Annotated in this window: 32 protein-coding genes and 3 tRNA genes; 3 read left to right on the plus strand and 32 right to left on the minus strand. The window is 43.7% G+C overall.

Annotated features, from left to right (window positions below; genetic code table 11):
• The 10 genes from HJG39_RS06475 to HJG39_RS06520 form a co-directional block, all read right to left on the minus strand.
• Positions 1 to 460: zonular occludens toxin domain-containing protein (locus HJG39_RS06475; protein WP_326849246.1), on the minus strand; the 460-nt coding region annotated here is incomplete at its 3' end.
• A gap of 61 nt (positions 461 to 521) precedes the next feature.
• Positions 522 to 1,067, minus strand: a complete 546-nt coding sequence (locus tag HJG39_RS06480) for a DUF2523 family protein (protein ID WP_268407995.1) — start codon at positions 1,065 to 1,067, stop codon at positions 522 to 524.
• The gene (locus tag HJG39_RS06485) at positions 1,064 to 2,566 is read right to left on the minus strand and encodes a hypothetical protein (RefSeq protein WP_268407998.1); all 1,503 of its coding nucleotides are present in this window, start codon (positions 2,564 to 2,566) and stop codon (positions 1,064 to 1,066) included. The genes HJG39_RS06480 and HJG39_RS06485 overlap by 4 nt, the downstream gene beginning before the upstream one ends.
• A gap of 76 nt (positions 2,567 to 2,642) precedes the next feature.
• Positions 2,643 to 3,530 (minus strand): hypothetical protein, encoded by an 888-nt coding sequence (locus HJG39_RS06490; RefSeq protein WP_268408000.1) that lies wholly within the window; start codon positions 3,528 to 3,530, stop codon positions 2,643 to 2,645.
• Positions 3,531 to 3,613: 83 nt separating this feature from the next.
• Complete coding sequence (locus HJG39_RS06495; protein ID WP_268408002.1) at positions 3,614 to 3,874, minus strand: hypothetical protein; 261 nt, start codon at positions 3,872 to 3,874, stop codon at positions 3,614 to 3,616.
• A gap of 31 nt (positions 3,875 to 3,905) precedes the next feature.
• Entirely contained in the window at positions 3,906 to 4,196 is a 291-nt protein-coding gene (locus HJG39_RS06500) for a hypothetical protein (RefSeq protein ID WP_268408005.1), read from the minus strand.
• Positions 4,197 to 4,231: 35 nt separating this feature from the next.
• Complete coding sequence (locus HJG39_RS06505) at positions 4,232 to 4,396, minus strand: hypothetical protein (protein WP_268408007.1); 165 nt, start codon at positions 4,394 to 4,396, stop codon at positions 4,232 to 4,234.
• Positions 4,397 to 4,429: 33 nt separating this feature from the next.
• Positions 4,430 to 4,855, minus strand: a complete 426-nt coding sequence (locus HJG39_RS06510) for a hypothetical protein (RefSeq protein WP_268408010.1) — start codon at positions 4,853 to 4,855, stop codon at positions 4,430 to 4,432.
• Positions 4,856 to 4,911: 56 nt separating this feature from the next.
• On the minus strand, positions 4,912 to 6,948 hold the full coding sequence (locus tag HJG39_RS06515; RefSeq protein WP_268408013.1) for a replication endonuclease: 2,037 nt from the start codon (positions 6,946 to 6,948) through the stop codon (positions 4,912 to 4,914).
• A gap of 56 nt (positions 6,949 to 7,004) precedes the next feature.
• Entirely contained in the window at positions 7,005 to 7,280 is a 276-nt protein-coding gene (locus HJG39_RS06520) for a hypothetical protein (RefSeq protein WP_268408016.1), read from the minus strand.
• Between the two features lie 173 nt (positions 7,281 to 7,453).
• On the opposite strand from HJG39_RS06520, the gene HJG39_RS06525 reads away from it, so the two are divergent.
• Entirely contained in the window at positions 7,454 to 7,888 is a 435-nt protein-coding gene (locus HJG39_RS06525) for a helix-turn-helix domain-containing protein (RefSeq protein ID WP_268408019.1), read from the plus strand.
• Between the two features lie 17 nt (positions 7,889 to 7,905).
• Here HJG39_RS06525 and HJG39_RS06530 read toward each other — a convergent pair whose 3' ends face one another.
• The 3 genes from HJG39_RS06530 to HJG39_RS06540 all read right to left on the minus strand — a co-directional run bounded on the left by HJG39_RS06530 (position 7,906) and on the right by HJG39_RS06540 (position 8,910).
• A complete protein-coding gene (locus HJG39_RS06530) occupies positions 7,906 to 8,028 on the minus strand; it encodes a hypothetical protein (protein ID WP_268408020.1) in 123 nt (40 codons plus the stop codon).
• 85 nt (positions 8,029 to 8,113) lie between these two features.
• Positions 8,114 to 8,518, minus strand: coding sequence for a hypothetical protein (locus HJG39_RS06535; RefSeq protein WP_268408023.1), 405 nt, complete (start codon positions 8,516 to 8,518; stop codon positions 8,114 to 8,116).
• Between the two features lie 149 nt (positions 8,519 to 8,667).
• Complete coding sequence (locus HJG39_RS06540; RefSeq protein ID WP_268408026.1) at positions 8,668 to 8,910, minus strand: hypothetical protein; 243 nt, start codon at positions 8,908 to 8,910, stop codon at positions 8,668 to 8,670.
• A gap of 143 nt (positions 8,911 to 9,053) precedes the next feature.
• On the opposite strand from HJG39_RS06540, the gene HJG39_RS06545 reads away from it, so the two are divergent.
• The gene (locus HJG39_RS06545; RefSeq protein ID WP_268408028.1) at positions 9,054 to 10,127 is read left to right on the plus strand and encodes a phage integrase; all 1,074 of its coding nucleotides are present in this window, start codon (positions 9,054 to 9,056) and stop codon (positions 10,125 to 10,127) included.
• 103 nt (positions 10,128 to 10,230) lie between these two features.
• Here the strand turns inward: HJG39_RS06545 and HJG39_RS06550 are convergent.
• From HJG39_RS06550 to HJG39_RS06590, 9 genes are all read right to left on the minus strand, one after another.
• Positions 10,231 to 10,317: transfer RNA gene (locus tag HJG39_RS06550), tRNA-Leu, on the minus strand.
• 12 nt (positions 10,318 to 10,329) lie between these two features.
• Positions 10,330 to 10,403 (minus strand) — tRNA-Cys (locus tag HJG39_RS06555).
• A gap of 7 nt (positions 10,404 to 10,410) precedes the next feature.
• Positions 10,411 to 10,486, minus strand: a tRNA-Gly gene (locus HJG39_RS06560).
• A gap of 179 nt (positions 10,487 to 10,665) precedes the next feature.
• Complete coding sequence (gene pgsA / locus HJG39_RS06565; RefSeq protein ID WP_268408272.1) at positions 10,666 to 11,259, minus strand: CDP-diacylglycerol--glycerol-3-phosphate 3-phosphatidyltransferase; 594 nt, start codon at positions 11,257 to 11,259, stop codon at positions 10,666 to 10,668.
• 53 nt (positions 11,260 to 11,312) lie between these two features.
• Positions 11,313 to 13,139 (minus strand): excinuclease ABC subunit UvrC, encoded by a 1,827-nt coding sequence (gene uvrC, locus HJG39_RS06570; protein WP_268408032.1) that lies wholly within the window; start codon positions 13,137 to 13,139, stop codon positions 11,313 to 11,315.
• Positions 13,139 to 13,783, minus strand: a complete 645-nt coding sequence (gene uvrY / locus HJG39_RS06575; RefSeq protein WP_268408036.1) for a UvrY/SirA/GacA family response regulator transcription factor — start codon at positions 13,781 to 13,783, stop codon at positions 13,139 to 13,141. The genes uvrC and uvrY overlap by 1 nt, the downstream gene beginning before the upstream one ends.
• Positions 13,784 to 14,624: 841 nt before the next feature.
• Positions 14,625 to 14,846: a hypothetical protein gene (locus HJG39_RS06580; RefSeq protein WP_268408039.1), complete on the minus strand. Its 222-nt coding sequence runs from the start codon at positions 14,844 to 14,846 to the stop codon at positions 14,625 to 14,627.
• 74 nt (positions 14,847 to 14,920) lie between these two features.
• Complete coding sequence (locus HJG39_RS06585; RefSeq protein ID WP_268408042.1) at positions 14,921 to 15,598, minus strand: hypothetical protein; 678 nt, start codon at positions 15,596 to 15,598, stop codon at positions 14,921 to 14,923.
• Entirely contained in the window at positions 15,595 to 15,888 is a 294-nt protein-coding gene (locus HJG39_RS06590) for a hypothetical protein (RefSeq protein WP_268408044.1), read from the minus strand. Before HJG39_RS06590 ends, HJG39_RS06585 begins: the two co-directional genes overlap by 4 nt.
• Positions 15,889 to 16,079: 191 nt before the next feature.
• Here HJG39_RS06590 and HJG39_RS06595 point away from each other — a divergent pair, with 191 nt between their 5' ends.
• Positions 16,080 to 16,301, plus strand: a complete 222-nt coding sequence (locus tag HJG39_RS06595; RefSeq protein WP_268408047.1) for an XRE family transcriptional regulator — start codon at positions 16,080 to 16,082, stop codon at positions 16,299 to 16,301.
• Between the two features lie 572 nt (positions 16,302 to 16,873).
• Here HJG39_RS06595 and HJG39_RS06600 read toward each other — a convergent pair.
• From HJG39_RS06600 to HJG39_RS06645, 10 genes are all read right to left on the minus strand, one after another.
• Positions 16,874 to 17,848 carry a contractile injection system protein, VgrG/Pvc8 family gene (locus HJG39_RS06600; protein WP_268408050.1) on the minus strand — a complete coding sequence of 325 codons (975 nt, stop codon included), beginning with the start codon at positions 17,846 to 17,848 and terminating at the stop codon, positions 16,874 to 16,876.
• Positions 17,848 to 18,045, minus strand: coding sequence for a tail protein X (locus HJG39_RS06605; protein ID WP_268408053.1), 198 nt, complete (start codon positions 18,043 to 18,045; stop codon positions 17,848 to 17,850). Before HJG39_RS06605 ends, HJG39_RS06600 begins: the two co-directional genes overlap by 1 nt.
• Positions 18,045 to 18,809, minus strand: coding sequence for a phage tail protein (locus HJG39_RS06610; protein ID WP_268408055.1), 765 nt, complete (start codon positions 18,807 to 18,809; stop codon positions 18,045 to 18,047). The genes HJG39_RS06605 and HJG39_RS06610 overlap by 1 nt, the downstream gene beginning before the upstream one ends.
• Entirely contained in the window at positions 18,802 to 20,946 is a 2,145-nt protein-coding gene (locus tag HJG39_RS06615) for a hypothetical protein (RefSeq protein ID WP_268408057.1), read from the minus strand. Before HJG39_RS06615 ends, HJG39_RS06610 begins: the two co-directional genes overlap by 8 nt.
• 26 nt (positions 20,947 to 20,972) lie before the next feature.
• On the minus strand, positions 20,973 to 21,113 hold the full coding sequence (locus HJG39_RS06620; protein ID WP_268408273.1) for a GpE family phage tail protein: 141 nt from the start codon (positions 21,111 to 21,113) through the stop codon (positions 20,973 to 20,975).
• Positions 21,114 to 21,133: 20 nt separating this feature from the next.
• Positions 21,134 to 21,442: a phage tail assembly protein gene (locus HJG39_RS06625; protein WP_268408060.1), complete on the minus strand. Its 309-nt coding sequence runs from the start codon at positions 21,440 to 21,442 to the stop codon at positions 21,134 to 21,136.
• Between the two features lie 2 nt (positions 21,443 to 21,444).
• A complete protein-coding gene (locus HJG39_RS06630; RefSeq protein WP_268408063.1) occupies positions 21,445 to 21,606 on the minus strand; it encodes a hypothetical protein in 162 nt (53 codons plus the stop codon).
• Between the two features lie 10 nt (positions 21,607 to 21,616).
• A complete protein-coding gene (locus HJG39_RS06635) occupies positions 21,617 to 22,117 on the minus strand; it encodes a phage major tail tube protein (RefSeq protein WP_268408066.1) in 501 nt (166 codons plus the stop codon).
• A gap of 1 nt (position 22,118) precedes the next feature.
• Complete coding sequence (locus HJG39_RS06640; RefSeq protein ID WP_268408069.1) at positions 22,119 to 23,270, minus strand: phage tail sheath subtilisin-like domain-containing protein; 1,152 nt, start codon at positions 23,268 to 23,270, stop codon at positions 22,119 to 22,121.
• 168 nt (positions 23,271 to 23,438) lie between these two features.
• Positions 23,439 to 24,878 carry a hypothetical protein gene (locus HJG39_RS06645; RefSeq protein ID WP_268408072.1) on the minus strand — a complete coding sequence of 480 codons (1,440 nt, stop codon included), beginning with the start codon at positions 24,876 to 24,878 and terminating at the stop codon, positions 23,439 to 23,441.
• Positions 24,879 to 24,920: the final 42 nt, after the last annotated feature.

Consider the following 24,920-nt stretch of genomic DNA (forward strand, 5'->3'; position numbering starts at 1 on the left):
CGTCATCGTTGTAGATGATTTCGCCTAAGTCGTCGATGTCGGCTGATTCGGTTGTGTCGCCTTTTCTGCCAATGTCTCGGTGATAGCGTTTTATCATGTAGTCTTTTAACTGCGTGAAGCTTTCGATGGGTTTGTAGTTGTAATCGGTGGATTTAAAGCTTCTATCTGCGGGGTAAATCTGTTGAATTTCATCCATGAGCACAAAGGCCCCGCACGGCATCCAGCAATAAAAGTAACGCCACAGGTTTAGCCCTGCTTCGGTTTGGCTGGATATGCGCCATACATCCGCAGACGCTGGAAAGGTTTCATTTAGGGCTTTTTCAATTTCTGCTTTGGGGCGCATCCCTTCTACATTAGTCACCACCAAGCGCCCCGCCCTCAGTGCTGGCACTAAGTCATACCAGACCGCGCTGGAGGTTTTATAGGAGCCGGGAACGCCGTGATAACCTTTTGTCGCCATTGTTTTATTCTCCTGTTGTTTGTCTTTTTGCGCTTTTGTTTGGGCTTACTTTTACATGGCCTTAAATCGCTTGGCGCACAAAGCGGGTTAAATAGGCGGTAAGTACCCATTCAAAGGCGGTCGGCAGTTTTAATGCATAAATCAGCGCTTGGGTGTCTTGGGGTAAGCTGGTTAATAGGGTGTTGATTAATAGCGTCCAGCCGAAATCATCGAGAATGACTTTGGCAACGCCCCAGCTAAATTGAATAGATGAAATCATTAAGGATATTTTGATAAAAGTGACCCAATACACGAGCCATGCATACATGCGCTCAAACATATTCGGTACGTCATTGGTGACAAGCTGGTATAGGTCTTCGCCCCACCCTGTTATCCATGAAAAGAAATCCCCCAATCCTGTTCCGGCATAAGCGGGGGTTGCCATAACAAGACTGAATGCCGCGATGAAAAGCATGGTGGTTAAGGGCTGAGGTTTTGCTTTTAGATTTGGTTTTGCTTTTAGATTTGGTTTTGGTTTTGCTTTTGGTTTTGTTTTTGCTTTTAGTGTTGCGGTCACTAGCGACAGGCTGCTTGTGCGCCAATACTGAGCAATGCGTAAAGCTATCATGAGAGCACCACCTTAATAGCGGTAAGCCCCGCAATTATCAAAACGATAATGCCCATTAAATCAAAGTATTCGCGGAATGATTCAAGAGAAAAGGTTTTAGCCGCCCAACCAAAATCCCAGCTATAAGATTCAAAGGTGGTGAAATTGACATCGAACTTAAAAAAGCGGCTCGCTTCGGCTTTTACACTGTCAACGAGGGTATGAAATTCGGTGGTTGCGCTGCTGATGTCGTTTTGAATTTGGTTTAAATCGTCTTCACTGAATAGGTCACACAGTGCATTACATGTTCTACCCGCTGCGCCTTCGGTAAAATCGGCTTTTAGTTCATCTTCGATGTTATCTAATGTGTTGCCAAGCGTATTTCCAAGGTCATCAACACCGCTTTTAATTTGATTAAGCAGGTTATTGGTTTGGGTTAAATCAATGTTGATAGTTTGGTTGCTGCCTCCAGCGCTATTGCCATTGTCATAAACAGGGTCGTCGATGCCATCACCATCATTATCTAAATCCTGCTCATTGGGGATACCATCACCATCAATATCGGGGTCGGCATAATCGCCGATACCGTCACCGTCTGTATCATCACTTAGGCACATAAACACAGGCTCGGAGCCATTAACCGCCACGGTGCCACAGCCGGATTGACACCCTGAGGTATCGTTGCACACGTTATTGGGGTCTTCGGGACAGGCTAAAACGCCGTTGCCTATATCATGGCACTGGTTGTTATCTTCTTGTGGGTCTAGGCTGGAATCGTCGTAGGTATCGGGGTTGTCTTCGGTGTAACAACTTCGGTTTTCTTCAAAATTGGCGACATACACCCCTTCATTTAAATCATAAGCGCATAAGCTGCCATCGTCTTTTGCATGACAGATTTTCGAGGCGGTGTTGTCAAGCTGCGGTAATACGAACGCGCCATCATTGACTGAATCGGGGCAGCTATCACGCGCCAGCACATCATCAAGATTAAAGCAGCCTAGCCCGTTTTCAATTTCTTTGCCGTAAGTGTAATCAATGAATTGTGGGTCTTCGGGTGGGCATTGTGGCACTTGGGTTACTTCGGTAATCACTAACGTGCCTCTGCCGCCTTGAACCTGCTCCCTTACCTCACCGTCAGACCAATAGGTTGTGAAAGTGTATTCAAGCCTGATGGTGTTTGGGTCATACCAAAAACAGGTAAAGTTACTGTATTGGCTTAGGTTATCTGCGCTTTGTTGCAGTATGTTAGTTTGCTCGGCACAAAAACGCTCCCCCGCTTCTTGTTTGCTTAGGTGTAAACCTGCGTAGTTGCTCGGTCTGATAACGGTTTCTAGCGGCACCGTGGCGGGATTTTGGCTAAATTCGCTATCAAATACCGCGCTTTGTGCATCCAAGGTGAGCAGTAAAATAAACCCAACTATTGCCGCCCACACCAAGCGCCAGCAAGCCCCGACAAACCATGCGTTGTTATTGTCGCGCTCAGCTTTTATCGCATTGCTGTTTCTATACTCGACATTCATGCCTTACCCCCCGTTCCGGCATAAATGCCGCACAACACCGCGCTATTGACTAAACATAAAAATAAGATGGTGGTAATCATCGGCGTACCCTCTGCGCGAGTTGATACACCCCAAAACCAAGAGAGCCAGTTGCCACAAAAGCACTAATGGCAAGGGGTAAATGCTTAAATGCGCCATCGGTTTTGTCGCTTTGTAATTGTTGCTCGATGTAGGATTGATTGGTGGCACCTGCTACCGTGCAAAAGGAGGCAGTTTCATTAAGTTCGGGATAGGCATCAGGACAGGTAACACTTGGGGGAATGACATAAGTCACCACTTCAAAGGAAACCGTTTGTTCATCAAGGCCGACAAAACACGCATCGTTTAACAAGGTGCCTGTTTCACAATCAAACGCGCTGACCCCTTCGACATTCACGTTATAGTAAAACCATTGAGGCCGAACGGCGGTATCGGTTGAGTAACATTGAATGGTGGAGCTTGAAATGCCCAGTGTCACCGCTTCGGGGGCAAGGCTGTAAGCGCTATTTGATACCGTTCTTAGCTGAATATCACAATACTGGTAAACCGTTGCACTGTTATAGCTCATGCCCCGAAAGCGTGTTGGGTAGACATCATCAGCAAAACGCGTATGAATAACGGGTGTTGCTGGCGTGTACAATGGACCGCCTACCAATTCACACGTGCCTATCCCTGACTCGCCGTTATAGGTGACGCGCCTCACGGAAAACAAAGGCTCTTGTGTTTGGTTTTGTATTTGGTTTTGTATTTGGTTTTGTATTTGGTTTTGAATTTGAGCAGCGCGCTGACAGTACAAATTCACATCTAAGCCAATATCGCCACCTAACGAGGGCAGGATTTCAGAGACCACCACCGCATCAACCTGAACCGGCTCGACCTTATCGAAATAGTGCGGCAAGGCGTGAACGTTTGCCGCGAGCAGTAGAAAAACACTTAAATATTTCATATCCTCTTACTCGGCTTATTCGTTAAAAACAAAAAAGGGGAGCCATGCGCCCCCCTCTAACCTATGCACACGGGTTTACGTTCTTAGCGTTTAAGCCACGTCACCAACCAACCGACACCAAAGCCAAGTAAGGCAATGGTGACATAAGCGGCAATACCTGCGCTGTTGTTGGCGGTAGCATCGGTTTCAGCGGTGGTAATAAGTGAAGTGTAATCCGCTGCGTTTACGCCTGTTGCCACAAACCCGCCTGTTAGCGCAAGCCCCACACGAAAGGCTTTATCGCCGATGGCATCGGCTGTTTTGTGGTAGTTGTGTTTTGCTCTGTTCATTAGATTGTTAATCATTGTTTTATCTCGCTTGATTAATAGTTAAGGTTTAATTTTTCATCCATGAGGCTAATCGCGCCGCACCAAACGCCGCGATAAAACTTGCCAGTATCCATGCTTGCAAGTAAGAAAAGGCTTCGGGGTCAAAATCAAAATACGCGCTTGCCAGTTGTTGCAACTCCTCAACCACTTGTGTTCCGCTCACAAAGCGCTGGGCTTCGGTCTTGGTAACAAGCACATAAGGACAGGTATCACTTTGACTCTCTAGGCTCAGGCTTTCAGGGTCAAAACGGCCTTGAGTCAGCGTTCCATCCGGTTGAACAACAATGCAAATCGCCATGATTTTTTCCGTTTAAAGGTGCTGTTAGTGGCCTTTTAGGCGTCTAACGCATTGAGTTTTTCAAGGGCCAGCTCTAAATCGGCAATGGCATCGGTACACATATCGAATAGGTCATCTGGCACAAGTTGCGGGTCGCCTGATTGCTCAAGCTTCACGGCAATATCTAAAATACGTTGCCTAACGGCATGACATTCATTCATGGGCTTTACTCCGGTTGACTATTTAGCTTTGCGTTAGGCTGTGGCTCGGTTATCTGCTGGCTCTTTTTGTTGTTGCGTTTTATCCGCTTGCGCTTTGGCTTTACTCTGCGCAGCAGATTGACTCAACGCTTCGCGCTGCTGCTGGCTTTGGGCGTTGCGGTTTTCAAGGGCTTTTTGGGCTTGTTCGGGTAAATCGCTTAAGCCCATGCGAGTGATTTCAACCATCTTGCCGTTATCATCGGGGAACTTGAATTCCTCTAGCTTGATACAAAAATCCATTTCTTTACCTGTGAAGTCTTTTAATACGTCATAAAACCCGTTTTCCACTTGGGTGTTATTGACGGTGACAGGCACTAACTGCGCGGGGTCTTTGAACAGTATTTGCGCCACTGCGGATTGCTTTTTGGTTTTGTCATTCACGCGATGCGTGATTTCAACTAAAAGGCCATTAGCTTTCATGATTATTTCCTCTTTTTCATAAAAAATATTGTTATTGACACAAGTCCGAGAGGACCTTAATCAAACGCGTCTGCTGCGTCCCCATAGGGGCCGCACAGCGCGCTTGCTTGGTCCAAGTAGTCCTCAACATCGAGCACAATGAAACCATCAATGCGACTTTGCGCCTCGTCGACCATGTCCATGATTTGCTCATAGCGCGCTTGTGCAAGCTGCTGGAAGAACTCGGCTTTTTCCCACACATCCATCATACAAAGGGTGTGCTTCATAATGGCGGTCTCAGATTGCTGGTACTCGGCTTTGGTGACAATGCGGTAATGGGCTTGGCGTGTGACTAAATGCACCGCGCGCCAATCACATTTAATGGTGATACCTTTGACTTTGGCGGCGGGTGGCTCGCCGTAGCGGTTAAGCTCGCGCAAGCCGTGTTTTAATCTTTGCGCTTCTTCATCGTGAACGGCATCGGTCATGCTTTGCATGGCTTCGGCGGTGCTGTAGAGGATTTTTAACGGCGCATCGGTGCGCTTGGCATAAATACCGCCCATCGCTATACAATAAGCGGCCCAATCGCCCCTATCCGCTGCCTGATACAACAGGGTCAAGGTGAAGCGCTCAAGCTCCGAGAGGTTCAACCTTCTTGCTTGCATTTCGACTTGTTTAAGTCCTTCGTCTTGTTTACCCATGCGTCTTAACTCCTGCCATGTGGTTGAAGTGGCGGCGGGGATACCAAAAAAACCGAACTGCTGAATGCCAGCAGCACTTAGCCCCATTTTCATTTTTTGTGTGGCGATATGATTTTCATCAGCGCTGGTGACGCCGTTTTTGATGTCTTGAACGTTGTCGAGGTGGGATGAATCAAGGCCCTTTGCTACGTACTTGATAACGTAGCTCACAGGGTCGCCCTTTAAGCGGTTGATATTGACCCACTCAAAACGCACTTTTTTATCCTTGAGTTGGTCGCCGCCATCTTTTAAGGCATGGTGAGACATGATGTGTTCAATCTCTGACATTTGCGCTTGTGGTGCGAACAAGAGGATGTGCCAATGGGGGCAGCCATCATGATGAAGCTCGGTGACTTTACAACCAAACGGGGTCAGCTTCTGGCGCTGCCAATGTGAGCGGATGGCCTGAAATACGCTTTTAAACCATTGGTTCGCAAGACGCGCATTACAGCCTTGCACATACTTGGGGTTAGGCTGCCCGCTTTTTAAGGTACTGTGAAAACGTGTCGGCGCAGTGATGGTGATAAAGGCCGCTTCCATGCCTTCATTTTGGGCAAGCTCTTTTAAGCCTTTGATACGCACCGCCATAAATGCCGCGCGGTTGATGGGGTTAGATTGTGATGCGCTGGCGGCTTCTGCCACGTTCACCCACTTTTCCGAGCCGAAATCATCGGATACCGCATAGAGGTTTTCTAAAGTCTCTTGATTGGAATGGGCGCGGATGGATTTTTTTCTGAAGGTAACATCGGAGAGATAACACATACGCGAGCCACCCACGTAATGCAGGTCTCGCTGTAAGGTTTCTAAGCGCTCATCTTGAAGGCGTCTTAGTTTAGCGCGCCACCAATATTCATCGGCTAATCGCGCTAATACGCCCTCTAGGGTTTCAACGCTATCAAGGGAAAAACCAAAAGGGCTAAGGCGTGACAGTAAATAAACGGCGGCTCCCTGCGTTTCGCCCTTTTTGATGATGTACTGCGAGGCTTTTTTAGCGGCTTGATTGGCAAACTGAATGAGGCGGTATTCATCCATTGTGCAATCAAAGGTGCCAAAGGCGGAATGAATCACCACCCTATCGAGGTAGTTACCGATTTCTTTTTTTAGTAAGTCTAAGGTGATTTTAGTGCCGACTTTTTGCACCATGTCTTTTACACGTTTATTTGCCCAACATTTGAAAGCAGGGATAAGCTCACCTTGCTCACCGATTTTATTTTCAAACCAAGTGCCGCACGTCAACATGCCAAGTTCGGCCCTTACTCCGGCGGTAGCTGCGTCATGGGCGGCGGCAAGTCCTCTGCTCGCGATAGCGGCGTGAACGTGTTGTTCACTTCGTCTTTGTCGGTCTCGTTTAATTTGAGGCTTCGTGAATAGCATGTGTCACAATCTCCAGTGCAAGGGCCGTTAAGGTGTAGGCAGGTGGGGTTCATCTGTTAAGCCTTCTCGACTCCGGTAACGGTGTAACCGTTTTGCTCTAGCGCTTTAACAACAATGCTAACGACACTGATGTATTTCTTTGTGCCCTTTCCTTCTGCGAAAGAAACCACAGGAACCGTTCTATGTGCTACCTGCCCTGTTACCTTTCTTTCGTCTTGATTGGTGATCCTCGCCCATTCTTCGGGAGTTACTACCGGTGGTATTTGTGAGAACAAACTCCAAATGTTAACAACACCATTTTCTTTCATGAGATTGCTTAAATTAGCCTGCATGGTACTATCCCCAGTGTTCGCCTGTTAGTTGTGAACGTCAGCCAAAACTAAGGAGTAATCCGGCAAGATTTCAGTTCTTAGTTTTAGTTAAATCTACTGATGCAAATATTCGACAATTCGAACTTTATTAAAACTTCGAATATTCAACAAATAACATTAATGCATATCTATATATGAATTTCGATATAAACGCGATACTAGAAAGAATGTGTGTAGCTGCTGGAGTGAAGAACAATAGTCAGCTAAGTGCTTATCTAGGACGTAATCACAGCGTTATTTCAGGTTGGAAAAATAAGAAAGTCCCACCATTTGAAGACTGTTGGAAAATACATATTTTAACGGGTGTTGATATGCATTGGTTGATCACTGGTGAAGACAAACAGCACCCTGCGCCCCCTAAAGACACAAAATTAACCGACGACTTCGTTAAAATAAGAAAAGCCTTTTTAAAGACGCTAACCCAAGGCTATGAGTTTGGATACTTTGCACACACCGTTAAAACCACAGATGAAACATTAGATCTTATGGCTGGTATGCTATTTGAGGAATTAACAGGTAGGGATATTGAAGAAGCACTAGAAAAACCAAAACAAGTTGACGCTGGTTAAAGTAATAAAATAAATACTTAACTACGAAACTCTCTTAAGTTGATTATTTTGGCGTGATGCGAAGATTCGTTACTTCCCAACGACAAAATATGTTCTTTAAATTGATCAAGTTCTCTGAACTTCTCAGCGCCGTCTTCCATACTTATGATATTCCTATACCATATAATAGATTCTTGGCAGATCTCGTTGGGTATAACTTTAGGCGTTGCTTCTCTTTGTAGTGGCTTAATCACCTTCATTACGGTGTATACCAGAATAATAGCCATCAAAATAACGACGATAGATACGACTACCACAGATCATCTCCTTTAATAACACCCAAGTAACAACAAATCCCATCGAAATATTAATAGAAGGGACACCAAACCGATAAAGCAAAGCAATCCAAGTAGTATCTAAAAACTGATCATCGATCAATCGAATCGTTTGAAGTGCCATAAGGCCCAAAAAAGATGTTACAACAAACAGTGAGGTTTTTGTGGAAGAAAGGTTCAACCTTTTGTGTGAAAACTGAATAGCAATTATGGTTACAAAGCAGAATAAAAACCACGTTAGACTCCAAACAACTACCGCTTCACTATGAGGCATCTCCATAACATAATCATATAAGGGATCTCTTAGATGATTCATGGCCCACTCCGAAACAGTGAGAAACATCAATGTCACAGACAGGCTATTAATCTGTCTGTAATACAGGAAACTCACTACAAGAAGCAGTGAGTACAACCATTTCAAATTGTCGCCTAGTTCAAAAAGTAAAGCTAACAACTACTAAAACCTTAATCTTTATCACCGGGCCAACCGCCATCCCCGCCACCTTGTGTTGTGGGGGTTGCATTTGGGTTCGGTGTAGGGAAACTTACCCAATCAAATATATGAACCGCTTTATCACGCTTCCAAACTGCTTCACTGCCTTGCGGTTTTGGTTCAGGATTAGGTTTGATCCCACCACCGTTAGCAAAAGTGACGCTTGATAAACTACTTAAAACTAAAATCGCTGTCATTTTAATCAATGAATGCATAATAATCTACTCCAAACAGGCATTTTTTATCCCATTAATTAACCGACCCCGTGTCGATTACTTCTCATCTTACTAAGAGTTGATAGATTTTTGATGTGCTTTTCTTGATAATTTATGGTGAATTTATAAACGGAGCTGTATCAGTGGGAAAGGCTAGAGTTATTAAGAAGACTAAGTTTGATGGGATCTCATTGCTTGATAACGGCAAATATCAGATTGTTGTCAGACCGTGGGGATTACAAGGACCAAGAAAGCAGGCTACCACATTAACGTTAGCTGATGCCAAAATAGAAAGGGACAGATTTAAAGCGCTAGGCGAAAAAAAGCCGGAATCAATTAAACAAGATAAACGGAAATTATCTGAATTGCTTGAACTTTGGTGGTCTCTGCATGGGCAAAACTTAAAGGACGGGAAAGCAAGAAAAGGCAAGCTTGAAAACTTCATTACTTCGGTTGGCGACATCCAAGCAGTAAAACTAACAGGTGCCGCTTTTGGTAGGTATCGAGAGGAACGTCTAGAGAACGGAGCAACTGCAAGAACAGTAAATAGAGATCATAGCTACTTACGAGCTATGTTTAACACACTTGATTCATTTGACCAGTGGCACCACCCTAACCCCGTTTCAAAAATTAAATTAATGAAAGAGTCTGAGGTTCAACTCACTTATTTGGATCAGGACGAGCGCAAACGTCTATTAAGTGCTTGTGACCGTAGCCGAAGCCCACACATCAAATTAATGATTATGATCGGACTTGCAACAGGTGCCCGCTGGTCAGAGATAAATAGCTTGAAGCGTTCACAGGTGAAAGGAAATCGAATTCAGTTTGTAGAAACAAAGAATGACAAACGCAGACTAATACCCATACCTGAAGAATTGGCTCACTTGCTTAAAACACATAAACCTGAAAGTAGCTCAAGCATATTCCCTCAATCAAGAAGCGCATTTGAAGCAGCTATCGAGCGAGCAAATATTAGATTACCTAAAGGACAGCTTACTCACGTTCTAAGGCATAGCTTCGCCGTTACGTTTATGGAGGAAGGAGGCAGTATTCACGTACTGCAAAAAATATTAGGCCACAGCCATATTTCAACAACAGCAATCTACCTAGCGTTTGCACCGGACAATCTAGATAAAATTTTAGAACTCAATCCTCTAAAAATTGACGGTGTTGAAATTAAACTTAGTAACCAAAACGAACTCGCAATGTCAGCCTAATGTCGGCCTAGGGTATTTTTGAGGAATTTTGACAGGTTAATTTTAGGCTGGCTCAGAAACGAGAAAAGCCAGTAAACTATTGAATTTACTGGCTTTTTGAAATTGGTGCCCGGGGCCGGACTTGAACCGGCACGAAGTTACCTTCGAGGGATTTTAAATCCCTTGTGTCTACCAATTTCACCACCCGGGCAAATAAATTGTATGGAGGCGGGTCCCGGAGTCGAACCGAGGTCCACGGATTTGCAATCCGCTGCATAGCCACTCTGCCAACCCGCCAGGAAATTGGAGCGGGAAACGAGATTCGAACTCGCGACCCCAACCTTGGCAAGGTTGTGCTCTACCAACTGAGCTATTCCCGCATTTCCTGATTTGAGGGCCCCAATCGCTTGTGCGCCTCAAGTGCTGTGCATTCTACGGATAAGACGTTGAGTGTCAACAATAAAATTGAGGCTTTTGATTCGACTGCTGCTTTTTTAGCTTAAGCCCCATCTATTTGTTATATTTTTGTGCAAACTGGATATTGATTAAACAACAATTCCTATTCTTTTCTCTGATAAATAGGATTCAAAAGAAACTGTTTTGCTGCAACGATGTATTGCACCATAGAAAATACGGATAACACTGTCGCGATATAGAGCAAAATAAATCCAAGCGTCTGCCAATAAAGTGGAATAACAACCTCTCCTATTGGCAGGTGCTCCAATTCAGACAACAAACCTATCAAGGCCAACATTTGTGCCATGGTTTTTGCTTTGCCCCAAAATGAAACTTTCACTGTGTCCGATTGTCCGTGTATAGCCATCCACTCTCTGAGTGCTGAAATGAATATCTCGCGCGCCATTAGCAGCACCGCCGGAATAGTGATCCAAGGGGATGCATAGGTGTCGGTAATCATCAACAGTGCTGCCGCAACAATAAGTTTATCGGCTACTGGATCAAGAAACGCGCCAAAGGGAGACATTTGTTTTAGTTTCCGAGCCAAATAACCATCAAACCAATCTGTTATCGCTGCAAACCAAAAGATAAACGCGCCCATTTGATGTGCCCACTTCCAATCCAAGAAATACACAACAACAAAAATAGGGATAAGGGCGACACGAAGCATTGTTAATAGGTTAGGAATGGTTAGCATCATAGATATGTATTTAGGCTCTCGAAAAAATTAACCAGAAATTGCTCTGGATTTTAGTTGTGCAAATAGTCGTGGATATGCGTTGCTAATTCAATACTTATTCCCGGTACTTTTGCTAATTGTTCTGGGGAGGCGCTCATCACTTCTTGAAGTCCGCCTAAATATTTCAACATCGCTTGACGACGTTTTGCGCCGACACCTGGAATATTTTCTAACTTGGATTTTGTTTTGACTTTTTGCCGCTTATGTCGATGTCCTGCAATGGCAAAGCGATGCGATTCGTCACGAATATGTTGAATTAGATGCAACGCAGGTGAGTTGGCTTCCATGGGGATAGTATCATGATTTCCAGCTAAGATGAGTGTTTCTAAGCCGGGTTTACGTGTTGTTCCTTTGGCAATACCGATAAGCAAGGGTAGCTTCTCGCCCTGCCAATTTTCGAAATATGCTTCAGCTTGGGCTAACTGCCCTTTACCTCCATCAATAAATACGATGTCAGGCATTTTCTCCTGCGCTATTGAAGGTTTAAAACGCCGTTTTAGCACCTGAGCCATGGCCGCATAATCATCTCCCGGAGTAATACCTTCAATGTTGTAACGCCGATAATCTGTTTTTAATGGTCCGTCACGATTAAACACGACGCAAGATGCCACGGTTTGTTGCCCTGATGTATGCGAAATATCAAAACATTCCATACGTTGTAGAGGTTGTTGCAACTCAAGAATCGTTTCTAATTCTAAGAACCTTGCTCGAATAGATTTTTGATTCGCTTGTTGTGCTTCTAAAGCGCTTTCGGCGTTAGTGTTTGCCAGTTTCAAATAACGCTTTTTCTCATCACGGGCCCCATAATAAAACTGCACTTTGTGACCAGCTTCCTTGGTTAGAAGCGTTTCCACCTCTGCTGCATCATCAATTTTAATAGGGAGTACAATTTGTTTAGGAATAGACTTATTACCCGCTAAATAGAACTGCAAAAGAAAAGACTGAAAAACATCAACATCTGAGTCCTCTTTATTGGGAAGTTTGGGGAAATAGTTCTTGCTACCGAGGAGTTTATTATCGCGAATAAAAAAGGCTTGGATACAAGCTAAACCATTTTTAAATGCAAATCCGAAGACATCGAGTTCGGCTTGTTCGCCACTGACCCATTGTTGTTCTTGCACTTTACGTAACGCTGCAATTTGATCACGGTACAACGCTGCTTTTTCAAAGTTTAAGGATTGGCTCGCCTGCTCCATCATCTCGACCATGGTTTCAATAGCTTGATGACTTTTGCCTTTTAGAAACATTCTCGCCAAATTAACTTGCTGAGCGTACTCTTCGTCAGACACATGGCCTGGAACACATGGCGCAGAGCAACGTTTTAATTGATGCTGCAAACACGGTCTTGAACGAGCACGATAGTACGCATCTTCACACTGACGCACCGGAAAGACTTTTTGCATTAACCTTAAACTTTCTCTCACGGCCCAAGCACTGGGATAAGGACCAAAATACTCGCCGCTTTCTTTTTTGGCACCTCGATGAACGGTTAGTCGAGGATGTTTGTGACCAGAAAGAAAAATAAATGGATAGGACTTATCATCACGTAGAAGCACGTTATAACGAGGTTTGTACTTCTTAATATAGTTATTTTCAAGAATATACGCTTCGGTTTCTGTGTGTGTAACGGTTACATCCATAGAAGCAATTTGCTTGACCAATGAAAGGGTCTTCAACGAATCAAGATTGGCTTTAAAATAGCTGCTAACACGCTTCTTGAGATTTTTCGCTTTACCTACGTATATCACTTCTTCTTTCTGGTTGTACATCCTGTACACACCAGGTTGTTGCGTTAGGTTCTTAAGAAACGTTTTATAATCGAACTCAGTTTGGGGCATTACAACGGATGGGGGTTAATCAAATTATGGCGCAAAGCTAAATGCGTAAGTTCAACATCAGAATCTACATTAAGCTTTTCAAACATACGATAACGATGGGTATTCACTGTTTTTGTGCTGATATTTAACTGACTTGCTATTTCAGGCACTTTCACACCTTTGGTCAGCATCAACATTATCTGTAACTCTCTTTCAGAAAGTTGCTTTAACGGATCGCCTTCTTTTGCACTAATTTGCGCTAAGGCAATCTGCTGAGCAATTTCTGGTGCGATGTATTTCTGACCAACCGCTACTTTTTGAATAGCAATAATCATTTCTTGTGGTGCGGCATCTTTAGTCAAGTAACCAAAGGCCCCCATTTGCATCACTTTAGAAGGGAAAGGATTTTCTTTATGAACGGATAAAGCAATGACTTTGACATCAGGGCAAATACGCAACACTTGTTTAGTTGCTTCTAAGCCTCCGATCCCTGGCATACTCATATCCATTAACACAATATCGGGTGGTGACTTACGACATATTTTTATCGCTTCTTCACCGGTTTGCGCTTCTGCCACGACTTGAAATCCGGCAACATCGTCTAAAATACGTCTAATGCCATTTCTTACTAAATCGTGATCATCAACTAATAGTAGTTTAACCAAGCAAATGCTCCAACGCTGAATTACTTAGCTTTTCTCTGTCTTTTATACTGAAAAGCGAGGTTAATTGAATCTAACAGATGTACCGAAATCATGCCCATGATAACTGAGTGCTATCGATACAAATGCTCACACAGTCTATTCCATCCGCTAATGGTCTCATCTCTGCCTTGACAAATATTCTTAGCATTGCAACGTGCTATGCTGCATTCGATGATCCATCTATCACCGCACTCTCCTATCTTACGAGGTTTGGTCGGTTCACCACCACATCGACATTTTAACGTATGGATCTTATTAAAACTGTTCACCGTGGTACCTCTATATCGCCCCAAACCCGAATTTCGCCAGTAAGTTTACCCAACTGATTCGTTCAAAGCTAACAAATCTATCTTGATTGAGCAATTTATCCGCCGAAATTGAATAACAAAGCAACACTGTACAACGCCAGCTTCACTTTCAATGCATTAAGATACTTTTTTAAATAGAAATTCAATAAAAAATAGGACAATGAGTGAAACCTTTAAGCTTTTTCTAAATAGCTGTGTTTAATTGTCAGTCATCCCGCAAACTCGCCATAGATACTTCCATGTAGGCTCCACAACCGCTTTCTGCGACTGAGTGGTTTACGCCTAATTATCTACCGGTAACTGGTAGTTTGGAACAAGTATCAAGAGGCTTAGGTAATTATAACGAAAATTCAACGAATCAATTGAAAATGAGAGGATAGTTTTTGGCGGGCAATGGCTTAATCAGCCAACGACATCGCATGTCCCTATGCAATTTACGTATCCCTACTCTGCTTTATTACGCTTAACTCGCCACCTTAAAAATTTTAAGCGCGCTATTCTTGAGGGTAATCGGTTTCGGGATCAGGCTTTTTCGGACCAGATTCACAGTCAGGTTGTGTTGGGTTATTTGGTACATCAAGCAAATCTACGGGTAACGTATGCTGAATTAAGTCATCCAACCAATCACCTAAAGATTCATCATCACAGGCATGAGCATTGAACGTCGAACACATACAAGATAAGGAAATAACGGCACAAAGTTTTTTTAGTTTCATTAGTTCTCCTAAGTTAAAAATCCATAGCGTTGTAACTCTAGACGAAATTTTTGGGAGTGCGAGAAACTATTGTCTTAAGCGTGAAATGTTTTGTGACTTCGCATGAATTCATAGCTTGATGAAAGGATCACAACATGTTCTAACGTATTGAGATATAGCTTAAAGGTAGGGGCAGCGTCATAGACATGACGAGCATGCAGGTAGAAGTAATCGAAAAGCGCCTGAGCGTTATTAATCTGGTAGGTGGCGTAGTGGCTTTTAATCCACTCAAATTGCAGTAAGTAGTCAAAAAATTGGTGGGCATATGGAATATCATCAATATGACGAAACCAATGCTCAATAAAAGAAAGTAACGTAATGACGAGATACAAGCCGTAGATGCCGGTCAATAAGAAGTCTGTCCCAGTGGTATGTAAGTGCTCCAATTCTGATTGAAGCTTACCTGTTTTTTCCGAAAATGCCTTTACCAACGGCACTTTGAGCATGATCAGTAGAACCGTTGTAAAGTCGATGAACAAATTGGTAGGGTACAGCGTTAATGGATTCTGGCTGCCTAACCAAGCTGTTAATCCCCATTCAACACCTCTCATTGCAATAATGAAAATGATAGTGCTGTAAATGCTAATATGATAACGGTTCTCGTATAGCGCCCACACACCTACCAAAATAAACAGCATGTCTATCAGGTGGTCGTTGTTAATATTCGTAAAAGTTAAATAGGCTGTGATCAGTATTACGAGTAGTCGAATCATTTTATCCCGAGTTGCTTGAGTATCGCTGTTCCGTATTTGGAACGGCGTATGAGATCCTTTATATCGTTTCTCAACTCTTTTGCAACCTCAAGTCCACAATGCGTCCAAATTGCCATCACCAATTCTAATGGCGCTTGTGACTCACCCAACCTGTAGCGATATAGTGATTTTTCATCTAAATCGAAGCAATTACATATTTCTTTATATGATTTACCCGAACGTGCAATTGCAGCCTCGATAGCTTGACCATAGGCAACCGCAAGGATGTTATCTTTACCTTTTCTAGCCATTTTAAGTTACTTCCAAACATTTATTAGTAATTTTTTTACGATCTTAACCTAAACAGGGCAACTTTGCCCGATTTTCTTTGGTAGCTTCCAATCGTTGTTCAATTACGTTTTATATACGTACTAATCAAAGGTTCAATACAGCAGTGTACATAAAAGGTTCAGACTTAAGGAAAATGAGATTACAGGCGGCAATGACCACAGTTAAGATGGCTCAGTTCGCAGATGTAAGAACTCGTAAAACATATGAAAACTGGGAGAAAGGCGTTGGTTCACCAACGGTTAACCAGTTTATTTCTATGGCAACCGCATGCGGTTATAGCGCTCATAGCTTGATCAAACAGTACATTGAACGTGCGAATCATAAAACGGAAGTTAACTATGATGAAGCAGCCCTGAGCAACGAAGAGTCATAAGCTGGGCTCCTGCCCAGCTTATATTTCTATATACTTTTCCAGCCAAATATTCCCCAATTTCTGACCAAAAAGACAGCTTTAAAACACCTTAAAAGAGTACAGATCTGTACTCTTTTAACCTTCCGTTTTATGCAAAAGAGAATAAAAAAACTTTAATCTATCGTCTAATGGGTATGCATTTTTACCCTTGAATTGAGTAAAATATCGTCTTAACCAAACGGTAACTTATATGCTCCAGATTTTCTGAAAATACCCATATAAGTTATCGAAGAGTTAACGTTTTAACCCCTTTTCTGATTATTTTTTTACTCATTATGGTATATCCAAAATGAGATCAAACGTACGTAAAAAGGATAGTTAAACGAATAACATGGCACGGGGTGTTTTTATTCAATAATTTTGCACAAGCCAAACCAAATGCTCTGCACACATTTCAACCATCACTATTTACCTTTAAATTTCAATTAGTTAAAGCCCATCAAATTTCAGGTTTTTTCATACGAGAAATTTTTAGTACATTTTTTATCCATCTTAAGCATGTATTAACTAACTTAAATTTTAAGAAAAGAGGTTTATTGTGCCTTTACACTGGTTACAAAACCTGATGACGACAACGTGTGTGTCACTCGTTTACATATAAAGTCACCATCCGCTAAGGGATGAACCCCGGAGATACGTATGGGCCTTTCTGCGAATAGCTCTGGATCGCCGGGCAACGTGAAATGAATATTTCTCAGTTCTCTGTCCAAGCGTTGCTTTTCGCTATTAATGGCGGCTTTGGCTTCTTTTTGGGTTAAAAAAGTCGATTTAAGGACCTTGCAGGTCTCACTTTCATCACCAAGCATTTCCACTTGGCGTTCACCCTGTTCATCCGAGCGCCAATACGCTTTGACACAGCCATAATCTGTTCGTTTGGGAAGTTCCAACGACCAACGACTCAACTGCGACACATGAATTGGTTTACTCTCAATTTGGGCGCCAGATGCCGTTTCACCAGCATCTGCTGGCGCAAGAATCACTTCTCGAATGGATGGCTTTAGCAACGCATCATATGTTTGCGCTAGCCGACTTAAGAAATGTAAGTCACTTTCATCCGCTTGATCGATATGTTCGATTTGGATTTGATCTATCTCTGGCGCGATACGGGCAGTAAAACCATTACTGGTGATAATGCTACGAGCAATTTCTCCTAAGGTTGTATTATCGAAGCTTTGGTTACGATAATTTTTAAGGGTGTCAATGAAATTAGTCGAGCGCCCCACTAAAGTCACTTGCGTTGGCGGGCCGCTGACGCCGATCTCATCCAGTACAAAGCGTCCAACTCGATACAAACGCTTTCTCCCCTCTCCTTCCTCGTAACCCATACTGACTTCTAACTCCATCCCGACGTTAATCACCCCCAGTTTCGCTTCAACATCCGCTAACGTGATACGAACGGAGTCGGAATTAGGGCTCATTACATCAGTGACTTCTATTGAAACAAGATTACGTTGGAGCTTTTGAGTAATGTCTTGTGAATTAGCAATAATCGAAAATATTGGTTTCATTAGTCAAACAACGAATTTAGTTGAGGTTCAGGATTAGGCGCTTCAGGTAGTTCAATAAGCAGCCCTGATGGTAGAACCGCACCTTGCCCCGCGAGTCCACGGTTGGAGTGAAGCACAAACTCAGTCAGATCTTCACGCTGGTAATGGTTGAAACAGATTTCATCGAGTACATCACCTTGTCTTGTCCTGTATAGCATTAGAAAAATCCTCCTTGAACTGCACTGTCTAAGCCTTGTGCCAGATTGAAAAAGTTCTTCGCCCCCTGAAACAGATCCGTTGGATGGGCCGCAGCACGATTGGCGACTTCATCACCCAGCAATTCCCGCATTAATAGCAATTGGGAACTGGCATCAAAATCTTTAGCAATCCATTGAATAGCATCAATAATGTTATCAATATCCTTTAATGTCCCATTCTCTTGACGCAAATTGATATTCAAAGAGCGAAATGCACTTTCGAGTTGAGCGGGAGGAAATTCGAGCCGTTTTACGACATTAGCAACATCGGTTGAACGCGTCTGCTGGGCAGTTGCTCGTATACGTGAACTAAACGAAACCAACTTATCTTGTTGCGATGGCCCAAAATACGTGAGTTTGAGACTAAACTCTATTTTGCGTGGCACCCCGTTTTTATAAAAAATGCTGCTTGTTTCAGATACCGAAGTAATAATCCATAACCCTAAAATACTCCCTGAACCGGTATGCAACTGAAGCGGCTTTCCTTTACCTGCTTCAGCTTCCATTTTACGGATTTGATCGTATCCACCTCGGTATTCAGGGTAAATTACACCGGGGAGCGCAATTTCTTTTTTGCCTTGCCCCAAATATTGCAACGCAGAATGGTTTCCTATGCGTTGCTGTTCGGCCCAATCAAACCCAACACTTTGTTGGAATTGCTGAAATGCGGCAGTTTCCAAAGAAAATTCGTACTCGCCGATCCTTAACATGACACTATTAGCCATCGAATAACGCTCCTCTTTGTTCTCGTTGCATATCCATCATCATGTTTTCGAATATCGCCTTAACCTTTTCGGCTATATCTGTTGACGATTGCTCGGGTGATGCGTTAACGCTGATATTGACATCCCCAACCGAAACCGCTCTACGACTAGACGTTGTATTCAATTGAGAGGGATTGGAGAAAACATTGTTAACCGGTTGTGCTTGGTTGTCAGCGCCAGCGACATTTACCGCATTCGTCTGGGTTTGACGATTAATCTGTTGGGAGAAAGTATTTGCTTCCGCAGTGTCGCTAGCAGGAAGCGTTTGAGGCACAATCGTTGATTGACTCACGGCTAGCGGTGCTGCTTGCTTAACTTTGTTTTCAATACGAACTTTACGGGTGTATACCGTCTCCTGCTCTGCTTCCGTTTCAGCTTCTGAATCTTCTTCATCCTCGCCGCCAAATAAACCGGAGAAGAAACCAACTACGGTGTTGCCAATATTAGCGATACCATCCATCATGGCTTTGACCTTACCTACGACGAAGTCAAACGCAGCGCCAATAGCGGAAAAGATAAGCTCTTTAAACGCGTTAAATACATCGCCCAAATTGGCAAATAATGCTTTGATGGGTTCAAACGCTTTCAAAAGCGGTTCGATACCTTCAATAAAACCATCCCACAACCCCACAAAGGCCGCTTTGAGTGGTTCAAAATATTTGTAAATTAACAGCCCAATCACGGCAATTAGCGCCACAATACCCGCAATGATCAGCACCATAGGATTGGCTAGCATGGCGATATTCAAGCCAGTAAATACAGAGGTAACTCGACCTAATATTGATACCAATGGCGTTGCAAACTGGCCAAGTTTCGCCAATCCTCCTGCAGACTTTTCACCTATAAACGAGAATCCATTCATTAATGGCGACAGCCGCTCAATAGGATTGATATTTTCTATTAATCCGGCTGTCGTCTCTTGAATACTTTGCGTCAGTGTTGAGTTACCTTGGGCCCAGCTCGTGATTTTGCCCAGAATAGGTACATCAGAAAATGTTCCCATCAAAGGATTAATGATCGACATTGCCTTGCTATTTTCTAGCATGCCCCATGTAATATCTTGAAGCCCTTGTGCTAATGCTGGGTTTTCCTGCGCCCATTGCTGGGTTTGAGCAACAATTGATGTCCCTGTGACTTGATCAAAGGCAGGCCCTAACGTATCCATGACGGACGCATTGTTTAATACACCTACTGCCACATCTTCCAAGCTTTGCGCTAAAACTGGGTTTTGCTGCGCCCATTCATTAATTTGGTTCACAACGGGAACATCGGCTAATTGTTGAGCAAGGGGTGATATGGCATCCATTAACGGCACATTATTCATTAAGCCGTTAGCAACATCGCTCAAGCCTTGGGCTAATTCAGGGTTTTGTTGCGCCCATTCATCGAATTGCCCAATAAAAGGCAGTTGGCTTTGAGCGAGTTCAGCCATTTTTGAGGTTATTGATACACCGAGTGTTGACTCAACTTGCGTCAACACTTGCTGTAACTGAGAAAACGAGTTAACCGCACTTTGTACTTGCGGTAACTGTGTCAGCGCCGCGGTTAAATTACTTTCACCCGGTTCAAGTGTCGCGCTGCTGTTAGGAGTTACTGCTGTATCTGTATTGAGTGTAGCTTGAGTGTCTAATAAAGCGGTATTTTCCAACGTATTGCGAATAGCTAGATTTATTGGACGATCCGCATTTTCTGCCGCGCCATTAACATTCACCAATGCACTATTCAAATGATTAGCAATTAAACTTTCAATACGGGTAGCAACGGCAAGAATCTCAGGTAATCGGTTTAAATTCGGATCTTGCGAGCGTTCGGCTACCGCTGGAGATTGCGTAACCTCTGCTGCAACTTGTTCCGGCCCTGAGTGCGGTGACGATTCAACAATATCTCGACGACTCGGATTGCCAATATTATTCTGCGTCTGCACAGTAATACTTGAACTATCTGCATGAGGTGCTAGCTGAGTCACGTCTGTGGCTTGCGAAGTAATTTGCGTCAATTTATCCAATAACGGCTCAGCGCTTCCAACAAACTTTTTGAAAGTTTTAGACAGTCGCTTTACGGCTTCCAGATTTTGCTGCAAGGATTTTTGCGTATCCACGCGTCCCCCTAAAACAAAAAAGCCCACTATTTGTGGGCTTGTCCATACATTTTATTATGCCGTTCAATAGCAATGGTGTACCACGTTGCTAAATCCGGCAAAGTCATTGTGGTCATTTCCGATGGTGGCCAATGGAAGATAGCGGCAATATCGCCCCATGCTTCCATCACGTCGTTTGGCAACGGGCCTAAAGTGCGAAAAAACCCGATACCTGCAACCCAATGTTCAGCATATCTTTCGGATGTAAATTCAAGAAATCATCTTTGGTGAATCCATTCATGGATAAGCGAGGTACAACCACCTCTAAACTCATGGTATCCATATTGATGACATCTAGAATTTTCACACCGCGTAAGTCCGATGCTGATGGCTCTCTTAGCAGGATTTCAGCCATGCCTCGAATAGGTTTAACCAATTTTACAGTGACTGCTGCACCTGTATTAGACACACTTTGCGTTTCGCCTTCCATAGACGCCATTGGGTTTGCTTCACTCATCGTTATTTACCTTTCTTAGACTTAGTTTTTGATTTAGACAACGCCACTTTGCCACCCGCCAGCAGGTGACAAGCTTGCTTTGGTGAAAGCTGAACAACGCCCTCTTTCACCATTTGACCTTGATGCGGAAAAGGCACCAACACTTTGTAACTTTGCAACATCATTGCTCCTTTATTAACCGATGATTCGTGCAATGTCAGACAATGTTTCTGTACCATTAATACGGCGACTCAGGGCTTCGGCATCTACGTGATACACTTCTTGACCGTCCACCAGCATGGTGTAGCGTTTAAGTGCCATCATCACGTTGATTTCCGGCATTTCACCCGTTTTCATCGTACCCAAATCCACTTCTTTCCATGTTCCTGTCATGTTGAAAACAACAGGAATAACACGACCATCGTCGCTGTATGCGCCACGCACGGAAATCGCCACTTGCTGAGAAGGCGCTAAACCAAAGTGGCGCAAAGTGTTAATGTCGTAACGACTCACTTTGAAAGACGCCTCGAGCTTCTCTAAACCCGTTTCAATTTCCACGGCGGTATCCATACCACCACCACGATAATCTTCGGTGATCAAAGTCATTTTTGGTGGCGTGACTTCCGTTACTTCGTTGACGAAACGATTACCGTCCACAAATAAAGACATTGCACGTAATGCTTGAGCTAAAGCCATGTTATAAAATCTCCGCTAAGTAGTTGTTAACCAGATGCGCACGGAAAGTCAGAACCTGAGCAGGGCTGTACGCGCTGAAGTCATAATCGATGTAAACGTTACCGGCTTGAAGTTCAGTAACAGTGTTAAGGTCAGGGTCGGCCCACGCACTGCCCCCGGCAATGTAACCTTGTGCTTTTAAACCTGACATAAAGTTGTTCACGCCGTTAACCACATCTTCAAGATAAGTGCTGGTAATGTTGCGATCGATAGCCCACATGTGTGCGTCCACAATGCTTTCACCAATCAAATCATTGATGATGACGACGTTTTTGAATTTCCATTTGGCGTCATCAGAAAGCGTTTCATTACCCCAAACACGGAAACCATTGCGACGAATCGTGGTGGTCACTTGCCCGCCGTTTAACACTTCTGCATCCGTTGCAGGGTTATCCAGCTCAAAACTAATGGGGCGTGTGGTTCCCACAATGCCTAAAATTTCTTGGTTGGAGTTGGAGTAATGAGGGCCTTTTTCGTTTTGTACGCGCGCCATCACACCTGCCATACGAGACGAAGGTGCCACGACAATTTCTGTTGCCGACGCTTGGTCGAACACACGGTGCCAAGGATCGCAAACCTCACCACGACGGCTGCCAAACTCACCACGGTAGGTTAATGCATCGGCATTTGTCGTATCTGGGCCATCAATAAAAGCGTAACCTTTTAAGGTATCCGCCGCTGAAAGTAAGGCATCTGCCACCGACTTATCATTTGAAAACGCAGGCGCAATCAAAATTTTCGGCTTCAATCCAGTCATGGCTTCTGCCGATTTAAGCGCTTCAATACCCGATGGCGCACCGTTGGCATCCACTGTACCAATAATATTGGCTTGGGTTTCCGGCTCTGTTGAACCTTCTGGCACCACAACCACAATTACCATTGCGCCTGCTTGGTCGAAAATACCGTCCATAGCCGCTGGTAAAGTACCGGCTGTACCCAGCGCCGCAGCCGTTTTGCGAGAACCCAACACCGCTACAGGCGTATTCAATGGAAACTTAGCTAAGTCAGCTTCCGGCGCAGTACCAACAATGCCAATAATACCGGTTGTTGCTAAGCGAATCGGACGCGTGCCGTCATCGACTTCAACAAAATCAATACCATGTTTGATAGTCATAATTTTCCTTTATTACAGATATAAAAAAGCCCCGCAGATGCGAGGCTGTGAGTGAAACAAGCAGCAAAAAGCGCTGCCAGCGATTGCAGATTAAACTGTGTTGTTAAACGTGATTTAAACGAATAATGAAAAAGGCAAAGCTGCCTTTAGATTGCTTCGAGCTAGAGGCTATTTAAAGCGGCCTTTCCAGAGGCCGTAGTAGTAGTTTGAATTGGTGTAATACAGTTGTTCCATAGTCCCTAATACCTGTCCACCATAAGGGTTGGCAGTTAACACCACGGTATCGTAGTTTACAGGATGGCTAAACCCAGTACCACTGGGGTACCCACTCAGCTCACAATCGCAACTCACCACAGGAGTCGCATCCATTCTTTGCAAACTAAAATGACTTTGTAATGCCCCTTGAAGATTGCCATAGTTTGAACTGAATTGCCCATAAACCCACTTTACATTTTGTCGCATCTGCAATGGAATCAGTTTTCCATATTCAAAGAGAAAATGAACCGCGCATTGCCCACCATAAGAATCTTGCTTAGATGGAAGTGATGTTGACGAACTATAAAACGCTCCCAACTGAAAATGCGGATGTGATGAAACTAATGCTCGGATAAACGGCAGCACGATAATGTCATGCGCATCCACGTAACTTTGTAATGCCGCATTATCTAAGAACTTGATTTCGGTTTCGACGATGCCATCGTGGTAAAGCTCTACCAGTTCGTTATCATCTCGTAATACTAAAACGCAGTTTTTATCGTTGCTATAAAGTACCTTGGTAGAACCATCCGGATAAGTACCCGATATCGAAGTTTGGAAACCATATCTATCCTTAACCACGACACCCGTCTTTGGTTTAGCCCGCTCAGAGAAATCTCTCCCATACACTCTAACGCCACCATAATAAACGCTGTCTTCATTCGCCGCCGTTTGCTCTTCAAGGACCAATGAATATTGTATATCAGAGGCATCCCCCCTAGAGGCTAAAGGCACATTGGCAAACGCCTGTAAACTATAAAAATAACTCGGCGAAGCAGAAGCATGGTGACTATTGCTATCCACAAACCAGCGTCCTAATTGCACATGATTACCATCTGCTAAATGCCGATACCAATAAGCGGCATAATTATCCGTTGATGGAGCAGTGTTATGTGAATAGGAAGGCATAAACGCATAAGTATCTTTGCTATTTGCATCATATATTGCGTAAGTAGCATGAGAACGACGACCATTGCCACTATTACTTTGATAACCAACTATCCCTTCAATAATTACATTCCTTTGCAGCTCATTGTTTTGTCGCGTTTGCTCCTCTCGAATATCAGGAATCACATCCAACTTCTGTAATTCTTGATTAAGTAAGGTTGTTGCTGCATTTAAGCTTTGGGTATTCACATCGCTGGATGCATTTAGTGTCGCTTTTGCCGCTTCTAAATTGGCAACCGCCGTGTTTAAGTCGCCTTCCGCAACCGCCAACAAGGCTTGCTGAAAGTTTTGATGTTGACTTAGTTCGTTAATAGAAGCCGCTACAAGAGCCGCTTCTGCGGGTGCAAGTGTGCCTGAATAGATTTGGTCAATCAGGCTTTGCACAGATTGTTCAAGAGTCGCCATAAGCAAAACTCCCCCAAATTTAAAAAGTTAATAGATTAAAAA

It is taken from the genome of Alteromonas sp. a30 (genome assembly GCF_026788005.1).
In the GTDB taxonomy this organism is placed as follows: domain Bacteria; phylum Pseudomonadota; class Gammaproteobacteria; order Enterobacterales; family Alteromonadaceae; genus Paraneptunicella.